The organism is Pedobacter psychrophilus, from assembly GCF_001652725.1.
GTDB lineage: Bacteria > Bacteroidota > Bacteroidia > Sphingobacteriales > Sphingobacteriaceae > Pseudopedobacter > Pseudopedobacter psychrophilus.
In genome coordinates this window covers 143,486-169,410 of sequence record NZ_LWHJ01000011.1, presented here as the reverse complement: position 1 = coordinate 169,410, position 25,925 = coordinate 143,486, and the positions used below count along the sequence as shown (strand labels likewise).

The 25,925-nt window shown below is 32.2% G+C and carries 29 protein-coding genes; all 29 read right to left on the bottom strand.

Features of this window, described 5'->3' with window-relative positions; translation table 11 throughout:
* The 29 genes from A5893_RS01215 to nrfD all read right to left on the bottom strand — a co-directional run bounded on the left by A5893_RS01215 (position 1) and on the right by nrfD (position 25,914).
* Positions 1 to 1,461 (bottom strand): UDP-N-acetylmuramoyl-L-alanyl-D-glutamate--2,6-diaminopimelate ligase, encoded by a 1,461-nt coding sequence (locus tag A5893_RS01215; protein ID WP_068820714.1) that lies wholly within the window; start codon positions 1,459 to 1,461, stop codon positions 1 to 3.
* On the bottom strand, positions 1,462 to 3,564 hold the full coding sequence (locus A5893_RS01210; RefSeq protein WP_068820713.1) for a penicillin-binding protein: 2,103 nt from the start codon (positions 3,562 to 3,564) through the stop codon (positions 1,462 to 1,464).
* Position 3,565: 1 nt separating this feature from the next.
* Positions 3,566 to 3,970: an FtsL-like putative cell division protein gene (locus tag A5893_RS01205; RefSeq protein ID WP_068820712.1), complete on the bottom strand. Its 405-nt coding sequence runs from the start codon at positions 3,968 to 3,970 to the stop codon at positions 3,566 to 3,568.
* On the bottom strand, positions 3,967 to 4,872 hold the full coding sequence (gene rsmH, locus A5893_RS01200; RefSeq protein WP_068820711.1) for a 16S rRNA (cytosine(1402)-N(4))-methyltransferase RsmH: 906 nt from the start codon (positions 4,870 to 4,872) through the stop codon (positions 3,967 to 3,969). Before rsmH ends, A5893_RS01205 begins: the two co-directional genes overlap by 4 nt.
* On the bottom strand, positions 4,862 to 5,329 hold the full coding sequence (gene mraZ / locus A5893_RS01195) for a division/cell wall cluster transcriptional repressor MraZ (RefSeq protein WP_068820710.1): 468 nt from the start codon (positions 5,327 to 5,329) through the stop codon (positions 4,862 to 4,864). The genes rsmH and mraZ overlap by 11 nt, the downstream gene beginning before the upstream one ends.
* Positions 5,330 to 5,734: 405 nt before the next feature.
* On the bottom strand, positions 5,735 to 6,925 hold the full coding sequence (locus A5893_RS01190) for a phosphoglycerate kinase (RefSeq protein ID WP_068820709.1): 1,191 nt from the start codon (positions 6,923 to 6,925) through the stop codon (positions 5,735 to 5,737).
* A gap of 109 nt (positions 6,926 to 7,034) precedes the next feature.
* Positions 7,035 to 8,345 carry an ABC1 kinase family protein gene (locus A5893_RS01185; RefSeq protein ID WP_068820708.1) on the bottom strand — a complete coding sequence of 437 codons (1,311 nt, stop codon included), beginning with the start codon at positions 8,343 to 8,345 and terminating at the stop codon, positions 7,035 to 7,037.
* 99 nt (positions 8,346 to 8,444) lie between these two features.
* On the bottom strand, positions 8,445 to 9,092 hold the full coding sequence (locus A5893_RS01180; RefSeq protein ID WP_068820707.1) for a TetR family transcriptional regulator C-terminal domain-containing protein: 648 nt from the start codon (positions 9,090 to 9,092) through the stop codon (positions 8,445 to 8,447).
* 88 nt (positions 9,093 to 9,180) lie between these two features.
* Positions 9,181 to 9,837 carry a flavin reductase family protein gene (locus A5893_RS01175; protein ID WP_068820706.1) on the bottom strand — a complete coding sequence of 219 codons (657 nt, stop codon included), beginning with the start codon at positions 9,835 to 9,837 and terminating at the stop codon, positions 9,181 to 9,183.
* Positions 9,838 to 10,536 (bottom strand): SDR family NAD(P)-dependent oxidoreductase, encoded by a 699-nt coding sequence (locus A5893_RS01170; protein WP_068820705.1) that lies wholly within the window; start codon positions 10,534 to 10,536, stop codon positions 9,838 to 9,840.
* Positions 10,533 to 11,231: a GTP cyclohydrolase I FolE gene (gene folE / locus A5893_RS01165; protein ID WP_082911267.1), complete on the bottom strand. Its 699-nt coding sequence runs from the start codon at positions 11,229 to 11,231 to the stop codon at positions 10,533 to 10,535. The genes A5893_RS01170 and folE overlap by 4 nt, the downstream gene beginning before the upstream one ends.
* Entirely contained in the window at positions 11,194 to 11,613 is a 420-nt protein-coding gene (locus A5893_RS01160) for a 6-pyruvoyl trahydropterin synthase family protein (RefSeq protein ID WP_068820703.1), read from the bottom strand. Before A5893_RS01160 ends, folE begins: the two co-directional genes overlap by 38 nt.
* A gap of 179 nt (positions 11,614 to 11,792) precedes the next feature.
* On the bottom strand, positions 11,793 to 12,626 hold the full coding sequence (locus A5893_RS01155; protein WP_068820702.1) for an OmpA family protein: 834 nt from the start codon (positions 12,624 to 12,626) through the stop codon (positions 11,793 to 11,795).
* 20 nt (positions 12,627 to 12,646) lie between these two features.
* Entirely contained in the window at positions 12,647 to 13,315 is a 669-nt protein-coding gene (locus tag A5893_RS01150; RefSeq protein ID WP_068820701.1) for a DUF2461 domain-containing protein, read from the bottom strand.
* Positions 13,308 to 13,697 (bottom strand): DUF983 domain-containing protein, encoded by a 390-nt coding sequence (locus A5893_RS01145; RefSeq protein ID WP_068820700.1) that lies wholly within the window; start codon positions 13,695 to 13,697, stop codon positions 13,308 to 13,310. The genes A5893_RS01150 and A5893_RS01145 overlap by 8 nt, the downstream gene beginning before the upstream one ends.
* Positions 13,698 to 13,743: 46 nt before the next feature.
* Complete coding sequence (locus tag A5893_RS01140; RefSeq protein WP_068820699.1) at positions 13,744 to 14,019, bottom strand: hypothetical protein; 276 nt, start codon at positions 14,017 to 14,019, stop codon at positions 13,744 to 13,746.
* A gap of 11 nt (positions 14,020 to 14,030) precedes the next feature.
* Positions 14,031 to 14,603 carry a DUF420 domain-containing protein gene (locus tag A5893_RS01135; RefSeq protein ID WP_068820698.1) on the bottom strand — a complete coding sequence of 191 codons (573 nt, stop codon included), beginning with the start codon at positions 14,601 to 14,603 and terminating at the stop codon, positions 14,031 to 14,033.
* A gap of 35 nt (positions 14,604 to 14,638) precedes the next feature.
* Positions 14,639 to 15,343 (bottom strand): SCO family protein, encoded by a 705-nt coding sequence (locus A5893_RS01130; protein ID WP_068820697.1) that lies wholly within the window; start codon positions 15,341 to 15,343, stop codon positions 14,639 to 14,641.
* Complete coding sequence (locus A5893_RS01125) at positions 15,336 to 15,677, bottom strand: cytochrome C oxidase subunit IV family protein (protein WP_068820696.1); 342 nt, start codon at positions 15,675 to 15,677, stop codon at positions 15,336 to 15,338. Before A5893_RS01125 ends, A5893_RS01130 begins: the two co-directional genes overlap by 8 nt.
* 15 nt (positions 15,678 to 15,692) lie before the next feature.
* Positions 15,693 to 16,391: a cytochrome c oxidase subunit 3 gene (locus A5893_RS01120; RefSeq protein WP_068820695.1), complete on the bottom strand. Its 699-nt coding sequence runs from the start codon at positions 16,389 to 16,391 to the stop codon at positions 15,693 to 15,695.
* 33 nt (positions 16,392 to 16,424) lie between these two features.
* Positions 16,425 to 16,997, bottom strand: a complete 573-nt coding sequence (locus A5893_RS01115; protein WP_068820694.1) for a cytochrome c oxidase subunit 3 — start codon at positions 16,995 to 16,997, stop codon at positions 16,425 to 16,427.
* 2 nt (positions 16,998 to 16,999) lie between these two features.
* Positions 17,000 to 17,857: a heme o synthase gene (gene cyoE / locus A5893_RS01110; RefSeq protein ID WP_068820693.1), complete on the bottom strand. Its 858-nt coding sequence runs from the start codon at positions 17,855 to 17,857 to the stop codon at positions 17,000 to 17,002.
* The gene (locus tag A5893_RS01105; protein WP_068820692.1) at positions 17,854 to 18,918 is read right to left on the bottom strand and encodes a COX15/CtaA family protein; all 1,065 of its coding nucleotides are present in this window, start codon (positions 18,916 to 18,918) and stop codon (positions 17,854 to 17,856) included. Before A5893_RS01105 ends, cyoE begins: the two co-directional genes overlap by 4 nt.
* A gap of 71 nt (positions 18,919 to 18,989) precedes the next feature.
* Positions 18,990 to 20,885: a cytochrome c oxidase subunit I gene (locus tag A5893_RS01100; RefSeq protein ID WP_198342235.1), complete on the bottom strand. Its 1,896-nt coding sequence runs from the start codon at positions 20,883 to 20,885 to the stop codon at positions 18,990 to 18,992.
* A gap of 20 nt (positions 20,886 to 20,905) precedes the next feature.
* Positions 20,906 to 22,075, bottom strand: coding sequence for a cytochrome c oxidase subunit II (locus A5893_RS01095; protein ID WP_232456783.1), 1,170 nt, complete (start codon positions 22,073 to 22,075; stop codon positions 20,906 to 20,908).
* Between the two features lie 38 nt (positions 22,076 to 22,113).
* The gene (locus A5893_RS01090; RefSeq protein ID WP_068820690.1) at positions 22,114 to 23,310 is read right to left on the bottom strand and encodes a quinol:cytochrome C oxidoreductase; all 1,197 of its coding nucleotides are present in this window, start codon (positions 23,308 to 23,310) and stop codon (positions 22,114 to 22,116) included.
* 15 nt (positions 23,311 to 23,325) lie between these two features.
* Positions 23,326 to 23,910 carry a c-type cytochrome gene (locus A5893_RS01085; RefSeq protein WP_317040567.1) on the bottom strand — a complete coding sequence of 195 codons (585 nt, stop codon included), beginning with the start codon at positions 23,908 to 23,910 and terminating at the stop codon, positions 23,326 to 23,328.
* Positions 23,903 to 24,439: a DUF3341 domain-containing protein gene (locus A5893_RS01080; protein ID WP_068820688.1), complete on the bottom strand. Its 537-nt coding sequence runs from the start codon at positions 24,437 to 24,439 to the stop codon at positions 23,903 to 23,905. The genes A5893_RS01085 and A5893_RS01080 overlap by 8 nt, the downstream gene beginning before the upstream one ends.
* 2 nt (positions 24,440 to 24,441) lie before the next feature.
* Complete coding sequence (gene nrfD, locus A5893_RS01075; RefSeq protein ID WP_068820687.1) at positions 24,442 to 25,914, bottom strand: NrfD/PsrC family molybdoenzyme membrane anchor subunit; 1,473 nt, start codon at positions 25,912 to 25,914, stop codon at positions 24,442 to 24,444.
* Positions 25,915 to 25,925 lie beyond the last annotated feature (11 nt).

The following is a 25,925-nucleotide window of genomic DNA, read 5'->3' as shown; positions in this document are numbered from 1 at the left end:
TTAGCTGAGTTGATTAAAACATTCCATTAATATTTTCTTATCATCAAAATCCGATTTCACTCCTTTTATGTCTTGGTATTTTTCATGACCTTTACCCGCAACCAAAATAATATCACCTGGTTTTGCCAAATGACAAGCTGTTCTAATCGCTTCCCGTCTATCGGTTATAGAAATAACTTTCTTTTGATTTACCGGAGAAACACCAACTTGCATATCTTTAATAATAGCTTCAGGATCTTCAGACCGGGGATTGTCAGAAGTTAAAATGACTTTATCGCTCCAATCACAAGCTGTTTTAGCCATAATTGGGCGTTTGGTTTTATCTCTATCTCCGCCACATCCAACTACCGTAATTACTTGTTCTATTTTTGTGCGGATATTATCAACGGTAGATAAAACATTTTCAATCGCATCTGGCGTATGTGCATAATCTACAATTGCAATTATCCTGTTAGGAGAAATCATGTAATCAAAACGACCTTCAGCTCCACTCAACTTGCTTAATATGGTTAAGACTTTGGTTTTATCTTGATCTAAAAGCAAAGCAGTTCCATAAACAGCCAATAAATTTGAAGCATTAAAACTCCCAACCAATTTGAAATAAACATCTTCACCATCAATATCTAAATGCAAACCAGAAAATTGATTTTCGATGATCTTGGCTTTAAAATCTGTCATTGATTTTAAACCATAAGTTTTTTTATGAGCTGCTGTGTTTTGTAACATCACCATCCCGTTCTTATCATCGGTATTGGTTAATGCAAAAGCAGATTTATTTAATCCATCAAAAAATGCTTTCTTGGCTTTTATATAATTATCAAATGTTTTATGAAAATCTAGATGATCATGTGTGATGTTTGTAAAAATGCCACCCGCAAAATTTAAACCTTCAATTCTTGCTTGTGCAATTGCATGGGAACTTACTTCCATAAAGCAGTAATCACAACCTTTTGCAACCATGTCTGACAACAATATGTTTAATGCAATTGGATCTGGAGTGGTGTGAGTAGATGGAATAACGATATCATTTATTTGATTTTCTACCGTAGAAATCAAACCCACTTTATAACCTAATTCCCTAAATAATTTGTAAAGCAAAGTTGTAACTGTAGTTTTTCCATTTGTACCTGTAACACCTACTAATTTTAAATCTTTTGAAGGGTTTTGGTAAAAATTTGCTGCAATTATTCCTAAGGCTTTCGCCGAATCTTTAACTTTTATATAAGTTATTCCATCTTTTAAATCGATTGGTAACTCATCACAAATAATAGCAACAGCTCCTAACTCAATGGCTTTACCAATAAATTGATGTCCATCTGAAATTGTCCCTTTTACAGCAATAAAAAGTGTATGGATAGCAACCTTCCTCGAATCAAATTCTATGGCAGCAACATCCAATTCAGTTGTGCCAACAACTTGTTCTAAAGAAACCTGATATAATATGTCTTTTAAGTTTGCCACTTATTCTAGTTCGATTAAAATTCTTGTTCCTTTATAAATTGGTGTTCCAGCCGCCAAAGATTGAGTTACAACTTCTCCCTGACCTTTAACAATCGGCTTTAAGCCAGAATTGCCTAATACAAAAAGTGCATCCTTCAAACCCATTCCACTTACATTTGGCACCAACCCTTTGTTCATTTTTACTTCTTTATAAGCGATACCGTTGTTGGTGTCAATTCCAATTTCGTTTTCATTTACAGAAGCTAACAATGTTTTAATTCCAAAGGATTTATAAACAGATTGTGATGATTTTTTATAACCCTGCTTTACTGATGGTAATTTTGTATTGCCAACCAATTGAGGTAATTTATGATTGTTATCCAGCTCTAAATCACTTCCAATTACTACATCAGCAATCTCTCTAAAAACAGGTCCAGCTACAGAGGCAGCATAATAAGATCCTTTTGTTGGATTATGCACCACCACAATCATAGAATATTTAGGATTATCGGCAGGAAAATATCCTGAGAATGATGCTTGATATTTTCTATTTCCTTTATAACCATTTGCCCCATCGGCAACTTGGGCAGTACCCGTTTTACCTGCTATTTTATAAATTGGACTTGCAATTTCCTTTGCAGTTCCTTCGGTAACTACACCTTCTAACATTTCCTTTAATAAGCTTAAAGTTTTGTCAGAACATATTTTTTCTTTTATTACTCTTGCTTTAAAAAGTTCGACAGTGTTTCCTAATCTCCTAATTTCATGAACAAATAATGGTGCAATCATTTTTCCGTCATTTGCTACTGCATTATATAGAGTTAAAAGCTGCATTGGAGTTATTTTTAACTCATAACCATAAGCCATTTGAGGTAATGTTAAACCGCTCCATGATTTACTTTTTGGTGTTTTAATCAAGGGTGTTCCTTCTCCTGGTATTTGTAAACCCAATTTTTCCCCTAATTGTAAATCTTTTAATTTACTTGTAAATGCATCTGGATTATCCTTGTAGTGGCTGTAAATTTCCTTAACTATTGCAACGTTAGAAGACCTTTCAAAAGCAACTTTCATTGGAATTACACCTTCATTTTCGTGATCTCTGATGGTGTGATTATAAACTTTAAATGTACCCCCTTGGGTATCCATCATATCATTTAATCCAAATTTCCCATCTTCAATTGCTACTAAATAAGAAGCCAATTTAAAAGTAGAGCCGGGTTCTGCACTTTGTGCTATCGCATAATTAAAAGTTTCTTTGTAATCATCCTCACCTACTTTTGTAAAATTAGAAATAGCCTTAATTTCACCTGTTTTAACCTCCATTACAATCACACAACCAAAATCTGCTGCAGATTTTATCAATTGCTTTTTTAAAGCATTTTGAGCTAAATCCTGCATATTAACATCAATTGTAGAAATAACATCGGCCCCATCTTTTGGTGCAATTTCCGCATCGTCATTTACAGGCATCCAAACACCACCTGCAATTCTTTGCACTAATCTTTTTCCTGTTTCGCCATTAATATAATCGCCATACGCACCTTCTAAACCAACCGCAGCTTTAGAATTTGCATTGTAATAACCAATAGTACGATATGCCAAATCCCTAAAAGGTAAAATTCTTTTGTTTTCCTGAACTGCTATCATTCCGCCTTTGTATCTTCCTAAATTGAAAATTGGGAATGTTTTTAAAGCTTTTAATTCTTGATAAGTGATATTTCTTTTCACTAAAAAGTACCTTTCCTTATCTTTCCTGGCGTTTCTTAAAGCCCTGGAATATTCACTTTCGGATTTATCTTTAAAATAGTTAGATAAGCTGCTTGCTAGTGAGTCCACTTTAGAGTAAAACACTTCGTCGTCTTCAATTGCGCCTGCTAATAAATCCATTCTGATATCATATTCAGGAACTGAAGTGGCTAACAAACTGCCATCTATAGAATAGATATTTCCTCTTGCTGCTTCAACATTTGCATATTTTGTACTTAAGCTATCGGCCATAGCTCGATATTTATCGCCTTGCACTAATTGTACGTGAGCCATTTTTACCAAAACAGCAACCGCAAACAAGATGATGAGACCGAAGGCCGCATATACTCTAAGCAATATGTTTGTTCTGATATTCATTTTATTTTGCGTTTAATTTAATTGGGGGTTCTACTGATACTTTTAACCCTAAAAGTGAATCAACTTGTTTTATCACTTCTGTTTGGCGACTTTTAAACATTAAATCTGCTTTTAGCGTCTTAAAATCCCAGCTTAATTCTTTTACTTCTTTTTTTAAACCTTCTATTTTTCTGATATTATTCTCTGCACTATGACGGTTTCCGATATAAATCATCCCTAATAAGGAAAGAAAAAGTACAAATGGTAAAGCTTCTGTTGCTGCCTCTTTAGAAACAGCTCCTCTAAAAAAATCAGTTAGCGCATTGTTAGATTGCTCTTTTACAACTTTAGGTTTTTGCACCTTTAGTTTAGGTTCTTCTAACTCCCGCTCTTCCTCTTCTATTTCAGATCTTAGCCTATTTGTCATCTTTTTACAGCTATTCTTAACCTTGCACTTCTTGCCCTATTATTTAATTTAATTTCTTCTTCTGATGCAGTAATTGATTTTTTAACTACCAAATCGAAAGGCTTAATTTCATTACCAAAAAAATCCTTTTCTACCGATCCAGAAAATTTCCCTTTTGCCAAAAAGTTTTTAACTAATCTATCTTCTAAAGAGTGATAAGACATCACAACTAATCTTCCGCCTTGTGCTAAAACATCTAATGTTTGCTCTAAGAATTCTTTCAAGGCTTCCATTTCCTGGTTAACCTCTATTCTTAAAGCTTGAAAAACTTGGGCTAAATATTTATTCTCTTTTCCTTTAGGGATATTTTTAGCTATAGCCGATTTTAAGTTTGCAATGGTTATTATTGGTTGATTTAACCTAGCAGTTACAATTGCTTTGGCTAAAGATTTTGCATTTTGAATTTCACCGTAAATGCCAAATATTTTATGAAGTTGATCTTCAGGATATTCATTAACCACTTTTTGAGCAGTTAAATCTCCATTTTGATCCATCCTCATATCCAAATCAGCATCAAAACGAGTTGAAAATCCACGTTCAGGTACATCAAACTGATGCGATGAGACTCCTAAATCAGCTAAAATTCCGTCTACGGGAATTAAATCATGAGCTCTCAAATTATTTTTTAAAAACCTAAAATTTTGATCTATAAAAATGAAACGTTCATCATCAATCTGATTTTTCTTGGCATCTTCATCTTGATCAAAAGCAGCCAAAATCCCATCCTGATCTAAATTTTTTATGATTTCTCTAGAATGTCCGCCACCGCCAAAGGTTACATCTACATAAATTCCATCTGGTTTAATTGCCAATGCATCAATACATTCTTTTAGCATTACAGGAATATGGTAACTATTCTCCATTTATGCTCCTTCCCTTGCTGCCCATAACTTCTTCCGCAAGATTTGCGAAATTTTCTGGCTCATCATCCATTTGTAATTCGTAAGCTTCTTTGGCCCAAACTTCAACCTTGTTAAATTGACAAGAAAGAACCACTTCACTTCCTATTTCCGCATATTCTAACAATGATTTTGGTAAAAGAACCCTTCCGGAAGCATCTAAACTTAATTCTGATGATCCACGAGTAAAATATCTGATGAATTCACGGTTTTTCTTTTCGTATTGATTTAAATGAGAAAGTTCTTCAGAGATCTTGTCCCATTCTGTTTTAGAATAAATAGTTAAGTGTTTTTCAAAACCACGGTTAATTACCAATCCTTCTACATCAACTGAAGGCAATTGCTTTTTTAGACCGGAAGGAACCATTAAGCGGCCTTTCGCGTCAAGTTTGCAATCAAATTCTCCAATTAAGTGGGACATCGTTAAAACTATAACTTTACTATAATGTAAAAGTAAGGATAGTTACCACTTTTTCCCACTTTACCCCACAAAAAGTTTTCAACAAAACAAACTGTCTCTAATTATATTTAAAGGGGCTTTTTTGTTAGAAGCAAATTAAATTTTAATAAAAAATTGGCAGAAATTAATGGGATAAGGCTCTGAATTTCAGATTAATTACACTTTTTAAAGCATAAGTGGGAAATACAGATTATAAATTTTTGATTTAAGTAAAAAAGTGGGAATAAATTTAAAATCTGAATTTTTAAGTGAATTTATTGGGATTTATTCTCTCAAAAATTGAATTTTAATATGAACAAATTATACCAAAAAAAAAACAGCGATAAGAATTTCCCATCGCTGCTTTTAAAAGAAAATTATCGGAATTTAATCCATAATGGCTTTTACACCTGGCAATTCTTTTCCTTCCATATATTCTAATAAAGCACCGCCACCAGTTGATACATAACTAACTTCATCTTCATAACCAAACTTGGCAACTGCTGCTGCTGAATCTCCACCTCCAATTAAAGAAAATGCACCATTTTCTGTTGCTTCTACAACCGCATGAGCAATCTGCTTTGTACCATTCTCAAATTTAGACATTTCAAAAACCCCCATTGGTCCGTTCCATAAAATGGTTTTAGATTTTTTGATGATTTCAGAAAATTTCTCAATCGTATCATCGCCAATATCTAATCCCATCCAGCTGTCTTTAATATGATCATTGTAGGCATTTCCAGTCTCAGCATCATTAGAAAAAGAATCTGCAATTACTGAATCTGTTGGGATAACCAGTTTTACACCTTTTTCATTGGCTTTTTTAATCAACTCTTTGGCTAAATCTAATTTATCTTCCTCTACTAAAGATTTACCCACACTACCGCCATTAGCCTTAACAAAAGTATAAGTCATACCGCCACCAATTAATAAATTATCTACTTTATCCAATAATTTCTCGATCAATAAAATTTTGTCTGAAACCTTAGCTCCGCCCATAATAGCTGTAAAAGGGCGTTTTGGATTATTTAGAACTTTTTCTGCATTAGCTAATTCTGCACCCATTAGGTAGCCGAAGTATTTCGCATCAGGGAAAAATTTTGCAATTATAGCTGTAGATGCGTGTGCTCTGTGAGCAGTTCCAAAAGCATCGTTTACATAAACATCACCTAGTTTAGATAGCTTTTCAGCAAAAGCTTCATCACCTTTTTCTTCTTCTTTATAAAAACGAAGATTTTCTAATAATAGAACACCAACTATTTTTAGATTTTTTGCTTTTTCTTGGGCTTCTTTACCGATACAATCATCCGCAAAATCTACTTCAGTACCCAATAGTTCTGATAAATGAGGAACAATATGTTTTAAGGAATATTTATCAGTTGGTCCATCTTTAGGTCGACCTAAATGAGACATTAAGATTATACTGCCACCATCCTTTAATATTTTTTTGATGGTTGGCATAGCTGCCGTCATCCTTTTATCATCGGTAATGTTAAAATTATCGTCTAAAGGAACATTAAAATCTACCCTTATTAAAGCTTTTTTACCTGAAAAATTTATATCGTCTATTGTTTTCATTATTTTTAAAATTATGCCCTAAACTAATAATAGTAAAAGGAATATTATAATTGAATTTTTAAGACTTGATTATAAGGAGATTGAAAATAGAATATAGAATAGATTAAAATTAAAACTCCAGTTTTACATGGGGTTTGTAAGTATCAGTTTTAACTTTTGCACCAAGTTCATGTAAAATATTATATAGCCCAAAATTGGTGCGATTTACATAGATAAAGTGCTTAACGCCTCTGGCTTGCTTAAATTCTGGCATTTTTGCAATTTTTTCTCCAAACCCATATAATGAATCAAAGAATTCTGTTTGACTAAAATCAAATTCTCCACTCATATATGGTTGTGCAAAAAGTGTAATCATTTCTTTATAAGCCTGATAGTAAAATTCTACTTGTTGTGGGTTATCTTTTGGTAAAATCATTTCTAAAGCTTTAAAAGCTTTGATTGTTTCATCTTTATTATTTAATAAATCGGTAGAAGTGGTAGAAAAGAATGGATAGTAAAAATCATCGGGAAGTGTTTTAATGCAACCAAAATCAATAATTCCTAAATTACCTTCTGGAGTAATTAGGAAATTTCCAGGATGTGGGTCAGCGTGAACTGCTCTTAACTCATGCTGTTGGAAATTGTAAAAATCCCAAAGTGCTTGTCCTATTTTATTTTTTAATTCTTGTGAGGGATTGGTAGCTAAAAATTCTTTTAGATGCTGCCCTTCTATCCAACTCATGGTAATGATACGTGGACCTGAAAGCTCTTTATAATATGTTGGAAATATGAGATTTGGTAAATCGGCACAAGCCTTAGAAATCTTTAATGAATTGACTACTTCTAGCTCATAATCAGTTTCTTCTACCAAACGTTCCTCTACTTCTTTCATGTAGATATCCAATTCCTTTTCACTCATTCCTAATAAGCGAAATGCGAATGGTTTAATCAGTTTCAAATCTGATGAAATAGAATTTCCTACTCCAGGATATTGAATTTTTACCGCTAGTTTTTCTCCATTTAATTCGGCTTTGTGTACTTGGCCAATTGAGGCTGCATTTGTGGATTTTAAATCGAATTTATCAAAAATTTTATCTGGTGTTTTACCAAAATGCTTTTTGAAAGTTTGCATAATCAGTGGCCCACTTAAAGGTGGTGCACTATATTGTGATAAAGAAAATTTATCTACATAAGCTTTTGGAAGGATATTTTTATCCATACTAAGCATTTGGGCAACCTTTAAAGCACTTCCTTTTAACTCGCTCAAAGAACTGTAAATATCAGCAGCATTATCCTCATTTAATTCATCTCTTGTGAGTTCTGGATTAAATAATTTCTTTGAATAATGTTTGATATAATTACCACCAATTTTAAAACCTGTACCTACAAATTTTGCAGAACGGGCTACTTTACTGGCTGGTATACTATTTTGTTCTTTCATTTTTTTTTGAGATGTGAGATGCTAGATATGAGAATTGAGACAATAGATATTAGGAATAGCAGAAGTCTCAATTCTCAAGACTCTATTCTCAATACTAAATTAAAAACCCATTTTAAAACCTGCATTTTGAAACAAGAATTTACCGTAATCTAAAATACTATCTAATGGTGTGGTATGTAATAAATCAAAAGTTACATTTATGCCTCTTTCAATGGCTTCATCTGTTTTTTCGAAGTTGGCGGAGTAATCTTTAAGCCAGAATTTTAAAACGAACATTAGCTGAATCCATAAAGCATCTTTGTATTTATCTGTCAAGAATTTTCTATCGGCAATTTCTCCTGTTTCTAATCCTTGTTCAATTAAATCATGACTAAATTCTTCAAAAACAATTTTGCCTGATTTTAATTGCATTGGAGTGTGCAAGCCTTTTTTGAAGTTTTCTGTGCTGTAATTTACGTAGCTTCTCTTAGTTTTTAAAAGTTCGAAAAAGCTATAAAAGAAAGAAAGTGCTTTTTCTCTGGCAGAATAAGTTTCCCAAACTTCTTGAGATTTTACTTCTTTTATGGTTTCTCTAAATAAATCTGCCCAAATTTCTCCATCAATACTATCAAAAGAACCAAAGTGTTTATAAAACTCTTCTTCCGGAAACTTATTTTTTTTTGCAAACGCAAATACTGTAGCTGGCTTTTTGCCCTCAGTTAGTACATGATTAATGTAGTCGTTTTGTATTTTTTGTTTAGTTGCCATTTTTTATATTTTTTGCGTTAGGGATAGTAGTGAAAATCCTTTTTTGTTTTTACAAAAAAGATTGCAGCGGATAGCCCGCTCGAACGCCCTAATTATTTCTTTTATTATTAACGTTTAGCTCTTCCACTTGTTTTCCTGGCTTTGCATAACTTAACCTAGCCAAAGGGTTTGTGGTGTAATAAGCATCTAAACCAGCTGATGTTACCGCATTTGCCATATTTAAATCAACAAATCCATCCCCACCAATTAAATCATCATCAATTAAAATATGTTTTATTTCTCCGATAACAATCTTGGTTTTATTTAAAAGAAAAGGTAGGTATTCTTTAAACTCGAGACCAATTTTAATATTAGATTCTTTTACAAAAGGAGCTGCAAAACCTTCAATATACTCTTCTGTAAAATCACAGGCACTAAATTCCGATTCTCCCGCTAAATACCTTGCACTGGTTTGATGAGCGTTTTTATAATTGTTACTGATGACATTATTTAAAGTATAAACATTATTGAACATGATGTTTTGAATGGTTTCATGTTCATTGCCATCTGGTCTTACAACCATTCCTAAATAAGGTGGATTTGCACCAACATGAAAAATTGAACTAAACAGCGCTAAATTGGTATTCCCTCCATTATTGATAGTACCTACCATTTGCAAACTTTTAAATCCCGAAATACTATTAATAAAAATAGTGCGGAAACGTTGTTCCATTTGCAAAATCTCTGCTGAGTCAATCTGCCTCATTTATAAATTCTTAATTGATGACATACCGCCATCTATACCTAAAATTTGTCCTGTTATCCAGGAGCTTTGAGGTGAAATTAAGAAAAAAGCGGCATCCGCTAGCTCTTCTGCGGTACCAATTCTGCCTAATGGATGTCTTTTATCTGATGCTTCTTTACGTTCTGGTGTTGAAATTAATTGATTTGCCAAAGGAGTTGCCGTTAATGAAGGCGCCAAGGCATTTACTCTTATTTTCATCCCAACAAATTCTGCCGCTAAAGATTTAGTTAATCCTTCTATTGCCCCTTTTGCTGCTGCAATACTGGCATGAAAACCCATCCCTTGTTGTACGGCAACCGTACTAAATAAAACAATGGATGCACCTGTAGAATTTTTTAAATTATTGATAACATTTTGGATTACTTTGACAGCACCCAATACATTTACTTTATAATCGTTTAAAAAGTCTTCTTCCTTTAACCTGGCAAATGGCTTTAAATTAATTGTTCCTGGGCAATATGCAAGTCCATCAATAGTTTCTGGCAAAGCCGATTTTAAACTATCTACATTTTCTAAAACATCTAACTCGATAAATTTAGCTTCATCTGGCAAATCTCCTTTATGGCGTGAAGCTGCATAAACATCGTTTCCTTCTTTTAAAAGTTTTTTAACTAACGCTAAACCAATTCCAGAGCTTCCCCCAATAACTAAATAATTCATGCTATGTATTTTAAAAATTCGTTACGAGTTTCATAATCTAAAAATTTACCACCATATTCTGATGTAACGGTTGAGCTTCCAGTATCCCTGATTCCTCTTGAAGAAACACATAAATGATCTGCTTCAATTACCACTGCAACATCTTCAGTATTCAAAACCTTTTTTAATTCGTTAGCTATCTGAATATTTAAACGCTCTTGTACTTGTGGTCTTTGAGAATAGTATTGTACAATTCTATTTAATTTAGATAAACCTATCACTTTACCGCTACTAATGTAGGCAACGTGAGCCTTTCCAATAATTGGCACAAAATGATGCTCGCAATTGCTAAAAAGAGTAATATTTTTTTCTACTAACATTTGGTTGTATTGATATTTGTTATCAAACAACTTAACTTCTGGCTTATTAGCTGGATTTAAACCACTAAAAATTTCTTTGATGTACATTTTGGCTACTCTTTTTGGAGTTCCTTTTAAACTGTCATCAGTTAAATCTAAACCCATAATTTCCATAATGCTTTTGAAATGCTTTTCTATCATTTCAACTTTTGTGGCATCATCTAATTTAAATGCGTCTTCCCGTAAAGGAGTATCATAAGCAGTACCAACATGGTCGTCACCAATAGCGTCAATTAAAATATCCTCTTGCGGATAAGTGTTAAGCGGGGTATTCAACATAGTTTCTTTCAGTTTCAAATAAGGTTATCTTCAAGTCTAAATCTGTATTTATTTCTGATCTTAATTGATCGTAAATTACCATTGCGATATTTTCGGCAGTTGGATTTAGTTTTTTAAATTCTTCTACATCTAGATTAAGGTTCATGTGATCGAACCTATCTAGTATTTTTTCTTTTATGAGGTCTGATAATATTTTCAGATCCATCAAGTAACCAACTTCTTCATCAACAAAACCACTAACTTTCACTATTAAATCATAATTATGCCCGTGATAGTTGGGATTATTGCATTTACCATATACGGATTGATTGCGTTCATCACTCCAATTTGGATTATTTAATCTATGAGCAGCGTTAAAATGCTCTTTGCGATATACTGCAACTTTTTGTTTTTGATTCATTGCCTTGTTAACGATTAAATGATTTGTTTTGTTTAGGAGTTTTTAAAATAAGTTAAACATTAAATTGTCATTTAGAACTGATCCTAAAAAATTTGAGGTAAATTAATTTCTAAAATTTAGTAAAATAAAAAATCCGAGATTTTGTCTCGGATTTCTTAATGCTATTTAAACTCCAAATATTATTTTATGAGATTATAAAGTTCATCCAATTTTGGTGATAGTACAATTTCTATCCTTCTATTTCTGCTTCTATCTTCTGGCGTATTTGCCAACCCAATTGGTTGATATTGTCCTTTGCCTGTGGCAGTTAATCTCTCTGGACTGATGCTTTGTAAATCTGTAAGGTAACGCACTACCGAAGTTGCCCTTAAAACACTTAAATCCCAATTGTCTTTAATCTGACCTAAATTACCCACCTTTTGATTATCGGTATGACCTTCTACAGCGATATTAATTTCTGGTTGGGTATTTAAAACTTTAGCTAACTCTTGTAAAGCTTGTTTTCCTTTATCATCAATTATGATTGAACCTGTACTAAATAATAGTTTATCCGTTAAGGAAACATATACTTTTCCATTCTTAATTTCAACAGTTAAGCCGTTTTGCTGAAACCCTAAAAGCGCTTTTTGTAATTTTTCCTTTAAAGCGTTGGTGGCTTCATCACGCTTTTTTAAAATCTCTTCTACTTCTTTTAATCTTGCTTCACGTTTTTGTAAATCGCCAGAAAGTTTGGTAATTTCTGAAGACGTGTTATTTCTTAATGTTGCATAATTTGTATTTAAACCTTCTAATTGAGATTGATAATCTGCAATTTTTGCTTTTAAATCTGAAGTATCTCTCTGTAAAGATTTAATTTGTTCATTTAAGGAAGCCGTCATAATCTGCTCTGCATCCCACCCTTTACTTAGAGAATCTTTTTGAGCAATTAGTTTTTCATATTTCTTTTTAGATAAAACCACACAAGAACTTAAGAACAAAAGTGTGATTATGGCTATAAGTGCTGATTTTTTCATTTATCTATTAATTTGAGAATTTAATTATTTCCGATGGCTTGTTTTAGAAATACAGTAAGTGGGTTGATCATTTTTAAAGATTCAACGATAGTTTCAACAGCTTTAGATGAATTCAATACATTATCATTTAATTTTTCAAAAACCGTAAAGCTTTTTAATCTCAATAATTCTATATATTCATGCTCTGCATCATAACCTTTAGGTGTAGTTTTAAGTTTATCTTCTTGATTTAAACCACCAAAGTGGGCTACAAATTCCTTGGATTCTATAATTTTTAAAAAATCTTGAGTGTTATAATCAATTTCCTGTCTGATAGCTTTTAGATGATCGGCTTGTGGCATCCAATATCCACCAGCTACAAAACTTTCTCCTGGTTGTATCTGAATATAATAACCAGGATTATCACCTCCTTTACCGGTCGAGGAAATGCCAATGCCAAAATTGTTTTTATAAGGCAGTTTATTCTTGCTAAATCTTACATCTCTGTAAATTCGCATCATAGATTTTTTACCAGAAAACTCGGGTGGAATGCTGGAGTCTATTTTTTTTATTTCTATTAAAATCTCATCAGCAAATTCTTCTACGTTTTGCCTGGCTTCTTCGTATTTCGCTTTATTTTCTTGAAACCAATCTCTATCATTATTGGCCATCAAATCTTTCAAAAATTGAAAAGTTTCTTTTTTAATCATGGTCGTAATGTTCCAAGTATTTTATCTTCGGCGAAAGCCAATATAATAATATTACTCTTGAATATCTGAAATTAAGGGGAGCTAACACTAATGAGAATAAAAATATGGTGATAACATATATCCAAGGTGACTCTTGTTCTCCTGTGATGAGATAGGTTACAATACCAACAGTTACTGCTAATGCTACATTAAAAGCATAGCCAACATACATTGCTGCGTAAAAATACCCTGGCTCAATCTCGTAGCGAAGATTACATTTTGGGCAATTATCGTACATTTTTTGGGATTTGAAACCGTACATACTGGTTTTAAACATCTCTCCTCTTCTGCATCTTGGACATTTAGCATGAAGTAATGCTTGTAATTGAGGTGTTTTTACCATGGCATAAATAAAAAACCCAATCAGGATTAATGATTGGGACTGTAAATTAATTTAAGTTAATCTTTTGCTCTTTAATATCTATGGCTACATCTTTTTTACGATATTTTTTATACCAAAGTAAACCAATTCCACTAACAACAACGTATGGAGCTGCCAATAAGTACATAATTCCTTTATTTAAACCGGCTGCAGCTGTACCTCCTCCTTTTAAATTTGATTCGACAGTTGCTTGGCACATTGCACATTGAGCAAATGAGCTATTACTTATTAAAATTAATCCTCCAATAAAAAAAAGGATACTTAACAGTTTTAAAATTTTCATAATCGTAAAAATTAAAAATTATAATATGGAGAAATCATCACATAAACAATCACTCCGGTTACAGTAACATAAAGCCAAATAGGAAAAGTCCATCTAACTAATTTTTTATGGCGTTCTACCTGCATTTTTAAGCCCCTAAAAAAGCTTAGTAAAATTAGGGGTAAAACACCAGCAGCCAAAACAATATGTGTAATTAAAATAACATAATAAACATATCGTAGATTGCCAGACGATACAATTTCTTTTGAATTTAAAACTCCGTCGTTATTTAAATCTCCAAATTTAGTTTCTGGAGCGAAATAATGAAACAAGATATAAGAAACCAAAAACAAAGAGGATAATATAAAAGTGATGATGTTGGTTCTTTTATGAGCTGTAATATTTTTGTTTTTGATAAAGTATAAAGAAACCAAAAGTAGTATACTGCATGTACCGTTAATAAAAGCATTTAGTTTTGGTAAAAAATAAACAAAACTTGGTATCTCTATAGTTACAGGGATAATTTTTCGGTTTAAAATAACTACTACTAAAAAAACAAAGATTGAAATCCCAATTATCAATCTAAAAATAAATTTATCGCTCATTGATCTATAAACATTTAAAAAACATTAAGGTTTTATTATTCTGCTTTAATTTTCCTTAATTCTTCGGTAATCATCACCTTTGTTTCATCGCTTAACCTTTTAATATCATTATAAGAAGTAGCAGTATAATATCCTCTTATTCTTTGTTCAGCATCTAAAAGAATCAGTTTATCACTAAAAATAAATCTAGACTGATTTTGTGGGTCTTTTAATACGTTAACGAAAAATTGATTTCTAATTATAGGATATAACGTTGTTGTATCTGTGGTGACAATTTCCCACTTTCCTTTCTTTGCGTTTAATTTTTTAGCATACTGAAATAAGACTGGAATACTGTCAGACTTTGGATCCACCGAAATAGATAAAAACCTAATCAAATTATTATCATTATACTCTTTGTATAAACTTAAAAGTCCCTCATTAATTCTAGGAACAATTTCTTTGTTATTACTATAGAAAAAATTAACGATTGTAAGCTTACCCTTAAAATCTTGAATATTTAATAATTCTCCATTTGAGGTTTTTAATTTTAAAGAGGGAATTTGATGATAAATTGTATCAGGAATTTTAACACCACGTTTGACATGAAAAGTTGATGATACCTGTTTCGGACCAAAAATTGGCAATGGTTTATACCTATTTTTTCCCTTTTCCTGAAGTAAATAATATAAAAATCCTGGTACTGCCAATATGGTTACCAGGATTAAAATTTTTGCTAACGGAAATTTATTCCTATACATTCATGTGTTGATGTAGATAATTACCTTCCGAAAGCATTAAAATTATGAAGTAAATGATGAAGATAAAAGACAGTGTTACCCCTACAATCATAGTATATTTTTCAAATTTTAAATGCATAAAAAATGCTACTATATAAAATGCTTTAACCAATGTTAAAATTATATATACAAAATTTTTAATAAACTGTGGAATTATAGTATCGGGTATAGCTAATGCGAATATAAACTCAACAACAGTTACTCCTAAAAGAATAAAAAAAACTTTCCAAATTTGTGATTTAGACATTGTCTCATGCTGTTCTGCATGCTCTAAATTGCTATGTTCTGATGACATTATAGTAATATTAAGTTAAACTAAATAAAAGAAAGTAAATACAAATACCCAAACCAAATCTACAAAGTGCCAGTATAGTCCCACTTTCTCTATCATTAAATAATGACCACGTTTTTCAAATACACCAGCCATAGTCATAAATAAAATGATCACATTAATTAATACTCCAGTAAAAACGTGAAAACCATGAAAACCAGTTATTGTAAAGAATAGATTCGCAAATTGATGTGCGCTAACTGTGTCGGCACCAAGCTCTTTTAATACCTCTGGGCCAGGAATTTCTCCCCACCAAAAACCTTCATGATGTAAGTGAGACCATTCTAAAGCTTGGCAGCCTAAGAACATAAAGCCACCAATAATAGTAGCAACCATCCACCAAATTACTTCCTTTTTTGAATTTCTATGACCAGCTTCTACAGCCAATACCATAGTTACAGAACTGGCAATTAAAATAAATGTCATGATACCTACAAAAACCAATGGAGCTCCTGTATCTGTAATGCCAGGTATTGATTGGAAAACCTTATCAGGATCTGGCCATGTCATTTTACTAAAGCGTTGTGCACCGTAATAAATTAAAAATGCAGAGAATGTAAAAGCATCTGATAACAAGAAAAACCACATCATCAATTTTCCGTACTCCACTTGAAATGGAGACCTTCCACCTGACCAAGGTGAGGTTTTAACTTCGTCTAATTTTGCTACTGTATCCATTAAATATAAAAGTTGTAAATTCTAAGTAAAATTTTACTGGTTCAAAAGTAAGAAAAGGTATAAATAAATCCATAGAATATCTACAAAATGCCAAAAAATAGAAGAAATTTCCATTCTAAAGGTATTCTTAACGTTTGGCAAATTACCATAACTACCTATAATTGCAGCAATTAAGATAATTAAGCCCGCAATAATATGTATAATATGTAAAAAAGTAAATGCATAAACAAAACTAATTGAAGCATTAGAATTGATAAAAAACACTCCTAAATTAGTCCAAACTGACCACCCATATATTTGTAAACCAATAAAAACTACTCCTAAAACAAATGTCAGCCACAAACCTAATCTTTGCTGAGTAAATCTTAATTTTTTATTCTGTAAAAAAGACCAATGCAAAGTAAGGCTACTTAATATAATAACTGCTGTGCTGTAAATAAAAACATTTGGTAACTGAACGTTTAATGTTTTTCCAACATCACCAGTATAAACAATGAATCCACTTGTTAAACCAGCAAAAAATATAATAGATGAAACGATGAACAACCAAAGAATAAATTTTTTAGGTTGAAGATTGTATCTGTCTATTTCCTTATTTAAAACCATTTTTATATTAAATTAAATAATAAAACTAATTGAACTATCGGCAAATATAAAAAGCTACCAAACATTAAGCTTCTTGCCGATTTAATATCTAATCTATTTACCAAAACTAAAGCTTGATAAGAAAAGGCTAATCCTGCAACTATTGATACGATCGCTATTACATTACCTCCAAAACCATAATAAGTGGGCAATAAACTGACTGGAATTAATATTAATGTAGAAAGCCAAGTTATTATAGCACTAGTTTTATCTCTTTTAGTAGTTGGTAATAATCTAAATCCAGCTCTTTTATAGTCATCATCTAAAACCCATGCTATAGCCCAAAAATGTGGAAATTGCCATACAAACTGAATTCCAAATAAAATTAAAGCAATATGATCTATATATCCATGTGCTGCAACATAACCAATTAGAGGTGGCAATGCACCAGGAATTGCTCCAACAAAAACCGCAATTGGAGATTTTCTTTTTAATGGAGTGTAAATAAATGCATAAAAAAATATAGAGAAAACAGAAAGTAAGCCTGTTAATATATTTAAGCTTCCTAATAAGAATGTTCCAAAAACACCCATTATTAAACTTAATACTAAAGCCTGTCCAGTATTCATCCTTCCTGAAGGTAAAGGACGATCAGCAGTTCTTTGCATTAACTTATCTAAGTCTTTTTCAATAATCTCATTAAATCCGTTAGCAGCAGAAGTAACTAAAAATCCTCCTATTATTAATTTTACCCAGCTTGTCCAATTAATGGCAACACGGCTTTCTTCTGCTATCAAAAAAGAAATTGATGCAGAAAATACTACTAAAAAGGTTAATCTTAGTTTAACTAAATTTTTAAAATCTTTTAAAAATGTATTCAATTGTTATTAATTAAAAGAGGCTTTTTAAATAAAATGAGAAGTAAATAAAATTGTGCACTAAACATTAAAGTTGCTAATAAAATATGAGGCGCCTGCCCCCAGGGTGTTAGACTAAAATTTGAAAGTATCAAACCCGTTAAGATTTGAAATAGTAATAAAAAAATAATGTACTTGCCATACAAAACGGTTTTGATATTATAATTGTTTCCTCTTTTTAATAGAAAGAATAATAATCCATTCGAAATTAGTAATATCATAGCTAATTCTTTATGTTGTGTAAAAACTTGTCCCACTTCATTTAACCATTCGCCTCTATTTAATTCGGTAAATCGACTTTGAACAGCATCAACTTCTTCTCTAACTTCTGTGCCCACTGTAATTTGAATTATAGATAATATGGTAATTAGCAACATAAATATTTTCATTCCGATGTAAACCTTATTATTATTAAAATCAGCATTTCTATAATTCTTTATATCGAAATAAGTATAAATAGTTACTGCTAAGATTAAGATTGCAACTAACATATGAACGGTTATAATCCAAGCCATTAAATTAGTTGAAACAACTATAGACCCTAACCAAGCTTGAAACAATACCAACAAAAGATTAATTCCACTCAACCAAAAAACTCTTTTCCTAACCTTTAATAATCTAATTGATAAAATAAAAGTTGATAATAAAAGCAATCCTGTTAAGGCACCGATTAAACGATTAATATATTCTGTATAAGTTTTAACAGCATTAAATTCTTCAGGTATCTTAATCGATTTATCATTTCTTACTTTAATAGCTAAATCAGCATACCCAGATTTATCTAAAAGTTTAGCAAACCTTTCGTTTTTTATTAATCTTTGAGTTACATATTTCTCTTTATAATCTACAGGAAGTCCAGAAACATCTGTTGGTGGTATATAATGATCAAAACATTTTGGCCAATCAGGACAACCCATTCCAGATCCAGAACTTCTTACAACACCTCCTGCAAGAATCAAGAAAAATAAAGAAATGATGGTAATTAGATTTACTCTTAAAAATGATTTTTCTGTCTTGGAATACATTTTTACTTTATAAAATTGGGGTATCTACTTAAAGTATGATACCCCAATTAAAAAACATTTAGAAAAAAGAATTATTTAACTTCTTCTCTACTATCAACATTTTTATGTTCAATATTCCATTGCTCTTGAATTCTTTCCGCTTCTTCATTTCCTTCAAAATCATGAGGAAGATTTGAACTCATAGTTGCAGACAATGGAGTATCTTGAGTAATGAAATCCTCATCATGGCCTGGCTTACTATAATCATAAGACCATCTATAAACAGTTGGAATTTCTCCTGGCCAATTTCCGTGGATTCTTTCAACTGGTGTAGTCCACTCTAAAGTATTAGCTTGCCAAGGATTTTGGGTTGATTTCTCACCAAAAAATATTGAATAAAAGAAATTAAATAAGAAAGCAACCTGTGCAACCGCACCTAAAATTGCAGCCCAAGTAATAAATACATTTACAGATAACCATTTTTGCATTGATTCAAACTCTGTAAAAGCATAATATCTTCTTGGCACACCGTCTAAACCCATAAAGTGCATCGGAAAGAAAACAAGATACGCAGAAGCAAATGTTAGCCAAAAATGTAAATATCCTAATTTAGGATTCATTAATCTTCCAAACATTTTTGGAAACCAATGATAAATTCCAGCCAACATTCCAAATATCGCTGCTGAACCCATAACTAAGTGAAAGTGAGCAACAACAAAATATGTATCATGTAAATTAATATCCAAAGCGGCATTTCCTAACCAGATACCAGTTAAACCACCAGATATGAAAAATGAAACTAGACCAATTGCAAATAACATTGCTGGGGTAAATCTTATGTTACCTCGCCATAAAGTAGCCAACCAATTAAATGTTTTAACAGCTGAAGGAACTGCAATGATTAATGTGGTAATCATAAATACTCCTCCAAGAAATGGATTCATCCCAGTAACAAACATATGATGACCCCAAACTATAAACGACAATACCGTGATTCCTATTAAAGAATATACCATGGCATGGTATCCGAAAATTGGTTTTCTGGAATTCACAGACATTACTTCTGATGCAATTCCCATTGCAGGCATAATTACAATGTATACTTCTGGATGTCCTAAGAACCAAAATAAATGTTCCCATAAAATGGGACTACCACCTTCATTAGCTAAAGCCTGACCGCCAATATATATATCCGATAAGTAAAATGAGGTTCCAAAACTTCTATCGAAAATTAACAAAACTACCCCTGCCACTAAAACTGGGAATGATAAAATTCCTAAAATGGCTGTTAAGAAGAAAGCCCAAATTGTTAGGGGCATTTTCCATAAATCCATTCCTTTAGTACGCATGTTTAAAATCGTAGAAACGTAATTAATACCTCCCATTAACGAAGAAGCAACAAATAAAATCATTGAAACTAACCATAATGTCATTCCTAAACCTGAGCCAGGCATCGCTTTAGGTAAAGCCGATAAAGGTGGATATATAGTCCATCCGCCTCCAGCAGGTCCTGATTCAATGAAGAATGTAGATAACATAATTACACTAGCAGAAAAGAATAACCAATATGAAAGCATGTTCATAAATGGGGATGCCATATCTCTAGCTCCTAATTGTAATGGGATTAAAAGGTTAGAAAACGTACCACTTAAGCCGGCAGTTAATACAAAAAATACCATAATGGTACCATGTATTGTTACTAAAGACAAATAAAAGTTTGGGTCTAATCTTCCTTCTGGTGCAAATTTACCAAGTAATACTTCCAATAATGGAAAACTTTGATCTGGGTAAGCAAGCTGAATTCTAAAAAGTATTGAAAGCGTCATTGCGATAACGCCCATAATGATACCAGTAATTAAAAATTGTTTGGCAATCATTTTATGATCCTGACTAAAAATATATTTAGTTAAGAAAGTTTCTTTATGATGTTCATGAGCATGATCATCATGATGCATTGTTGCTGAGTTGGGAATTGCAATTGTGGACATAATCTCTTTCAGTTTTAATCTTAATTATTTAATGCAATTTTATTTTCTGTTGCCAAATTATCTTTCATGGCTAATTGATATTCCTTTTTCATATCGTCTGTAACGATAGGTTTTTGTTCTTTAATCCATTCATTGTATTCTTTTTGAGAAACAACTTTAACAGCAAATTTCATGTTGTAATGGGAACCACCGCAAATTTTTGCGCAATATAATTGATAGTTATATTTTCCATCGCTTGTTTTCTCACGCATTTCTGCAGTAGTAATTGTGGGTGTAAATTGAAAAAAAGTTGCCATTCCAGGAACACAATTCATCTGCACTCTAAAATCAGGCATATAGAAACTATGGATAACATCTTGTGAACCTAAAGTAAATCTTACCGACTTATTTACAGGAAGTACAATTTCTGTTACTTTTAAATCATCATAATTCCTTTTATCAGACAAATCTAAACCCAAATTGTTTAAACCATTAAGACTGCCAATAAGTTTATAACTTTTGTTTCCAGCGATATTATCATTACCTGCATATCTAACTTCCCAGGCAAATTGATGTGCTGTAACATCGACTTGAATAGCACTGGCCATTTCATTTTTAGAAATATTTGTAATTCCTCTCCAAGTAAAGAAACCCATTAATACTAAAACAGTTAAAACAATTGCAGGCGTAATAGTCCAATATTTTTCTAATGTGTTATTATGTGGATAGTAGTATGCTTTTTTCTTTTTACTGAATTTATAACGATAAGCAAAAGTGAAAAGTAAAATATGTGTTATAACAAAAACAATGGTTGTTAAGATTAGGGTGATATTCAACATTGAGTCTATTTTAGCTCCATGTTCAGATGCCGCATCAGGTAATATTTGGGCGCCTTGTACGGTGTAACACCAATAAGATCCATATAAACCTAATACTAAAAATATCGCAAAAATAAGCCCATTAATATTATCCCATTTAATGCCTTCCTTTTTACCTTGAATTTTTTTGGTTAAATCATAAATAGCAAGAATTTTGCCTACAATACCAATAAAAACACAAATTAAAAGAAAGATTAAAAGATAATAACTAACCATTTTGGCTAATCCATCGGTTTTACTTGTTTCTTCTACCGCACCGGCTACCGCATCTTGAGCCATAACCTGATTAAAAGCTAAAGCTAACAATGCAAATAATGAGAAGATTTTTTTCATATTTAAAAACTTATAAATGTTCATTTCTTAATATCAAATTAAATTTGATGATTTAAACTTTCTTCTAAAAAAGGATGATTTTTAGGTGCCAACGGAACTTTACTAACTGCTGTTAAAACTGAAAATGTAAATAATCCAACAAAGCCTATTATCGTTCCAAGTTCTATAATACCAAATCCTGCTTCTTCTCCTAATGTACCAGGCATAATCATCATATAATAATCTAACCAATGACCGCACAATAATATTATACAAACAACTAATAACATATTTGTTTTTCTCTTAGCGTCTCTTGACATTAAAATTAAAACTGGTGACAAAAAGTTGATAATTAAATTTAACCAGAACAGTGGCATATAAAAACCTTCTAGCCTTTTATAGAAATAAACCGTTTCTTCTGGAATATTAGCATAATAAATTAACAGAAACTGTGCGAACCAGATGTAAGTCCAGAATATGGAGAAACCAAAAACAAACTGACCCAAATTGTGAAAATGATTTTCATTTATCCAGCTTAAATATCCAGCCTTTTTTAATAAAATGGCTGTTATGGTTATTGCTGCTAAACCAGAAACCCACATTGCAGCAAAATTGTACCAACCAAACATTGTAGAAAACCATTCAGCTTCTAAAGACATTATCGTATCAAATGCCCATATAGGAGTGGTGAAACCAAAAATCACCAAAAAGATTGCTGAAAACTTAATGCTTTTTTTATAACTATTTAATCCTCCATGTAAATCTTCATTTACAGAAGCTTTTGTTAAAATCCCGGCAAAAATGCTGTAGGCTGCTAAAAACAATACAATTCTTACTAAGAAGAAAATTGGACTTAAATAAATAGCTTTAGAAGCACTAAATTCTTCTGAACCCTCTGGAGTGTTCCAGTGGTAGAGGTTATGAGTAAATAAACCTGAAGCAACAACAATAATCAAGATTATACTTGCTATAGGTAAAACCCTACCAAAAGCTTGTGGTACTCTTAACAAAGATGCTGACCATCCTGCTTGAGCTACAAATTGTATCGCACAGAAGAAAACTCCCGCAGAACAAACACAAGTAAAGTAATAACTCATTAATAATAAGTTTAAGAAAGTTCGCTCTGTATGTCCTGTGAAGAAACCATACGCTACAGCAATAATCCCAACTATAACTCCAATTATGCTAAGGGTTTTAACTTTACCACTAAAGTCAAATGTTTCTGATAAATTATATGAATGATGATAAGCTCCCATATTTTTGATATTCGATTATTGTGGTTTTTGTAATTGATGAACATACATGATAACTTTCCATCTCTCTTCTGGAGATAGTTGGGAAGAATAAGAACCCATTAAGTTTAATCCGTACTGTATAGTATGATAAATTTTTCCGTCAGTTAACTGGTTCATAGCTCCACCTCTAGAGGAGTTACCGGTAGAATACGATGGTGGAGCTGGAAATTTTCCTAACTCAACAATATGACCATTACCCATTCCTTTTGGTCCATGACAAGGACCGCACATTGCAATATATAATTGCTGACCTTCTACCAAATTCTTTTTTGTTACCGGTAGAGGATTAGTAATTCCTGTACTAGCAGCTGTGTAGCCTTCCGGAGTATTTGGAAATTCGTCAAATTTTGTAAATCCGATTGGGGTTGTACCAATTGGTGGTACCTGAGCTGAAATTCCATTTTCAAAAATTGGATTTTTTTGATCTGGATTATATGCAATTGGATAATACATGTTAGGGGCATACTCTAAACCTCTACTGCGTTTATCATGGCAAGAGCTTAAAATAGTAGCTACTGCTACCATAATAATAGCTAAACCTAAAATATTTGTTTTATTCATAGCTAACATATTTTCTATCATTGTGCTTAATCTCAATAGCACCTGCTTCTTTTAATAATTCATCAATTTTTTGGCTGTCGAAACCTTTTTTTGCATCAATTGCGATTACAAATCTGTCAGCACTAGCTCTTAATTCCATAACTCGTGGTGCTCTTCCTGGAAATAAATGGGTTCTGAAAAAGAATGCAGAAACCATCCCAAAAGCACAAAAAAGAACTGTTAATTCAAAAGTAATTGGAATAAAATCTGGAATAGCAAAATTTGGTTTACCTCCAATGTTCATTGGCCAATCTACTGCCATCATGTAGTAAATCATTCCAAATCCGGTAAAGGTTCCTGTTATACCGCAAATAAATGCCACTATATCAAGTCTACTTCTTTTAACACCTAATTTATTTTCAATACCATGAATAGGCATAGGTGTATAAACATCATATATACCGATGTTATTTTCTTGTAGCTTATCAATCCCATGTAACATCTCATCTGGATCTTCAAATAAGCCTAAAATATATTTAATATCGCTCATTATTATATTTTTACGTAATCCGCTTGTTCTACACTATCATAGCTATCTAAAGATTCCACGTAGTATTCAACTTCTTCTTTATTTACTTTACCCTCGGCAATTAACTTCTTTTTAGCTTGTTCTGATGATGTTTTAAGCAATAGTCTAACCTCAGCCATTGCTACTGAAGGCAATACTCTAATAAACAACAGGAATAAAGTAAAAAACACTCCGATAGACCCAATAAAAATCGAAATATCTACCCATGTTGGATAAAACATTGCCCAACTTGATGGCAAGTAATCCCTATGTAACGAAAGCACAATAATCACAAAACGCTCAAACCACATACCGATGTTTACTATAATAGATAAACACCATGAAATTGCAATATTAGTTCTTATCTTTTTAAACCAGAATAATTGAGGCATTACCACATTACATCCGTACATCATACAACCTGCCCACCAATATGGACCTGTAAACCTATGGATGAAAGTATATTGTTCGCCTTCTACTCCAGAGTACCAAGCCACAAAAAATTCACTTAAATAAGCTACACCTACAATTGAACCTGTTAAAACAATAATTTTATTCATTGATTCTATATGGAACATGGTGATGTAATTCTCTAATCCTAACACTTTTCTTGTAACTAATAATAAGGTTTGAACCATTGCAAATCCAGAAAAGATTGCTCCTGCTACAAAGTAAGGAGGAAAAATAGTGGTGTGCCATCCAGGAATTACAGAAGTTGCAAAGTCCATAGATACTATAGTATGTACAGAAAGTACAAGAGGTGTAGCTACACCTGCCAATATTAATGAAACAGTTTCAAATCTTTGCCAAGATTTTACTGAACCATTCCATCCAAAAGATAAGATTGAATAAATTCTTCTTTTTAAACCTGTTGCTCGGTCTCTAATAGTAGCAATATCAGGCAATAAACCAACGTACCAAAACACTAATGAAACAGAAAAATAAGTAGAAATGGCAAATACGTCCCAAACCAATGGTGAGTTAAAATTAACCCATAATGAACCAAATTGATTTGGTAATGGTAAAGGCCAATAAGCTAACCATGGACGACCCATGTGAGACACAACATAAGTAGCAGCACAGATTACAGCGAAAATAGTCATCGCCTCTGCAGATCTGTTAATTGAATTTCTCCATTTTTGACGGAATAGCAATAATACAGCTGAAATTAATGTTCCAGCGTGACCAATACCTACCCACCATACGAAACCCGTAATATCCCAGGCCCAACCTACGGTCTTGTTTAATCCCCAAGCTCCTATTCCATTCCAAAATGTATAACTTACAGCAAAAAGCCAAAGGCAGGCGCCCATAGCAGCAACTATAAAACCTATCCACCAAGCTCTATTTGGCTTATTTTCTACTGGCCATAAAACATCCTCCGTTATTTTTGCGTAGGTAATGTCTTTACCAGTAATTAATGGTTCTCTTAATATTGATTCGTTATGAGATGACATATTTTAAATTA

Excerpts from the sequence above, each read along its gene's own strand:
- A5893_RS01210 (WP_068820713.1), bottom strand. The coding sequence starts at position 3,564 with ATGAATATCAGAACAAACATATTGCTTAGAGTATATGCGGCCTTCGGT.
- A5893_RS01205 (WP_068820712.1), bottom strand. The coding sequence starts at position 3,970 with ATGACAAATAGGCTAAGATCTGAAATAGAAGAGGAAGAGCGGGAGTTA.
- rsmH (WP_068820711.1), bottom strand. The coding sequence starts at position 4,872 with ATGGAGAATAGTTACCATATTCCTGTAATGCTAAAAGAATGTATTGAT.
- mraZ (WP_068820710.1), bottom strand. The coding sequence starts at position 5,329 with ATGTCCCACTTAATTGGAGAATTTGATTGCAAACTTGACGCGAAAGGC.
- A5893_RS01190 (WP_068820709.1), bottom strand. The coding sequence starts at position 6,925 with ATGAAAACAATAGACGATATAAATTTTTCAGGTAAAAAAGCTTTAATA.
- A5893_RS01185 (WP_068820708.1), bottom strand. The coding sequence starts at position 8,345 with ATGAAAGAACAAAATAGTATACCAGCCAGTAAAGTAGCCCGTTCTGCA.
- A5893_RS01180 (WP_068820707.1), bottom strand. The coding sequence starts at position 9,092 with ATGGCAACTAAACAAAAAATACAAAACGACTACATTAATCATGTACTA.
- A5893_RS01175 (WP_068820706.1), bottom strand. The coding sequence starts at position 9,837 with ATGAGGCAGATTGACTCAGCAGAGATTTTGCAAATGGAACAACGTTTC.
- A5893_RS01170 (WP_068820705.1), bottom strand. The coding sequence starts at position 10,536 with ATGAATTATTTAGTTATTGGGGGAAGCTCTGGAATTGGTTTAGCGTTA.
- A5893_RS01160 (WP_068820703.1), bottom strand. The coding sequence starts at position 11,613 with ATGAATCAAAAACAAAAAGTTGCAGTATATCGCAAAGAGCATTTTAAC.
- A5893_RS01155 (WP_068820702.1), bottom strand. The coding sequence starts at position 12,626 with ATGAAAAAATCAGCACTTATAGCCATAATCACACTTTTGTTCTTAAGT.
- A5893_RS01150 (WP_068820701.1), bottom strand. The coding sequence starts at position 13,315 with ATGATTAAAAAAGAAACTTTTCAATTTTTGAAAGATTTGATGGCCAAT.
- A5893_RS01145 (WP_068820700.1), bottom strand. The coding sequence starts at position 13,697 with ATGGTAAAAACACCTCAATTACAAGCATTACTTCATGCTAAATGTCCA.
- A5893_RS01140 (WP_068820699.1), bottom strand. The coding sequence starts at position 14,019 with ATGAAAATTTTAAAACTGTTAAGTATCCTTTTTTTTATTGGAGGATTA.
- A5893_RS01135 (WP_068820698.1), bottom strand. The coding sequence starts at position 14,603 with ATGAGCGATAAATTTATTTTTAGATTGATAATTGGGATTTCAATCTTT.
- A5893_RS01130 (WP_068820697.1), bottom strand. The coding sequence starts at position 15,343 with ATGTATAGGAATAAATTTCCGTTAGCAAAAATTTTAATCCTGGTAACC.
- A5893_RS01125 (WP_068820696.1), bottom strand. The coding sequence starts at position 15,677 with ATGTCATCAGAACATAGCAATTTAGAGCATGCAGAACAGCATGAGACA.
- A5893_RS01120 (WP_068820695.1), bottom strand. The coding sequence starts at position 16,391 with ATGGATACAGTAGCAAAATTAGACGAAGTTAAAACCTCACCTTGGTCA.
- A5893_RS01115 (WP_068820694.1), bottom strand. The coding sequence starts at position 16,997 with ATGGTTTTAAATAAGGAAATAGACAGATACAATCTTCAACCTAAAAAA.
- A5893_RS01105 (WP_068820692.1), bottom strand. The coding sequence starts at position 18,918 with ATGTATTCCAAGACAGAAAAATCATTTTTAAGAGTAAATCTAATTACC.
- A5893_RS01100 (WP_198342235.1), bottom strand. The coding sequence starts at position 20,885 with ATGTCCACAATTGCAATTCCCAACTCAGCAACAATGCATCATGATGAT.
- A5893_RS01095 (WP_232456783.1), bottom strand. The coding sequence starts at position 22,075 with ATGAAAAAAATCTTCTCATTATTTGCATTGTTAGCTTTAGCTTTTAAT.
- A5893_RS01090 (WP_068820690.1), bottom strand. The coding sequence starts at position 23,310 with ATGGGAGCTTATCATCATTCATATAATTTATCAGAAACATTTGACTTT.
- A5893_RS01085 (WP_317040567.1), bottom strand. The coding sequence starts at position 23,910 with ATGAATAAAACAAATATTTTAGGTTTAGCTATTATTATGGTAGCAGTA.
- A5893_RS01080 (WP_068820688.1), bottom strand. The coding sequence starts at position 24,439 with ATGAGCGATATTAAATATATTTTAGGCTTATTTGAAGATCCAGATGAG.
- nrfD (WP_068820687.1), bottom strand. The coding sequence starts at position 25,914 with ATGTCATCTCATAACGAATCAATATTAAGAGAACCATTAATTACTGGT.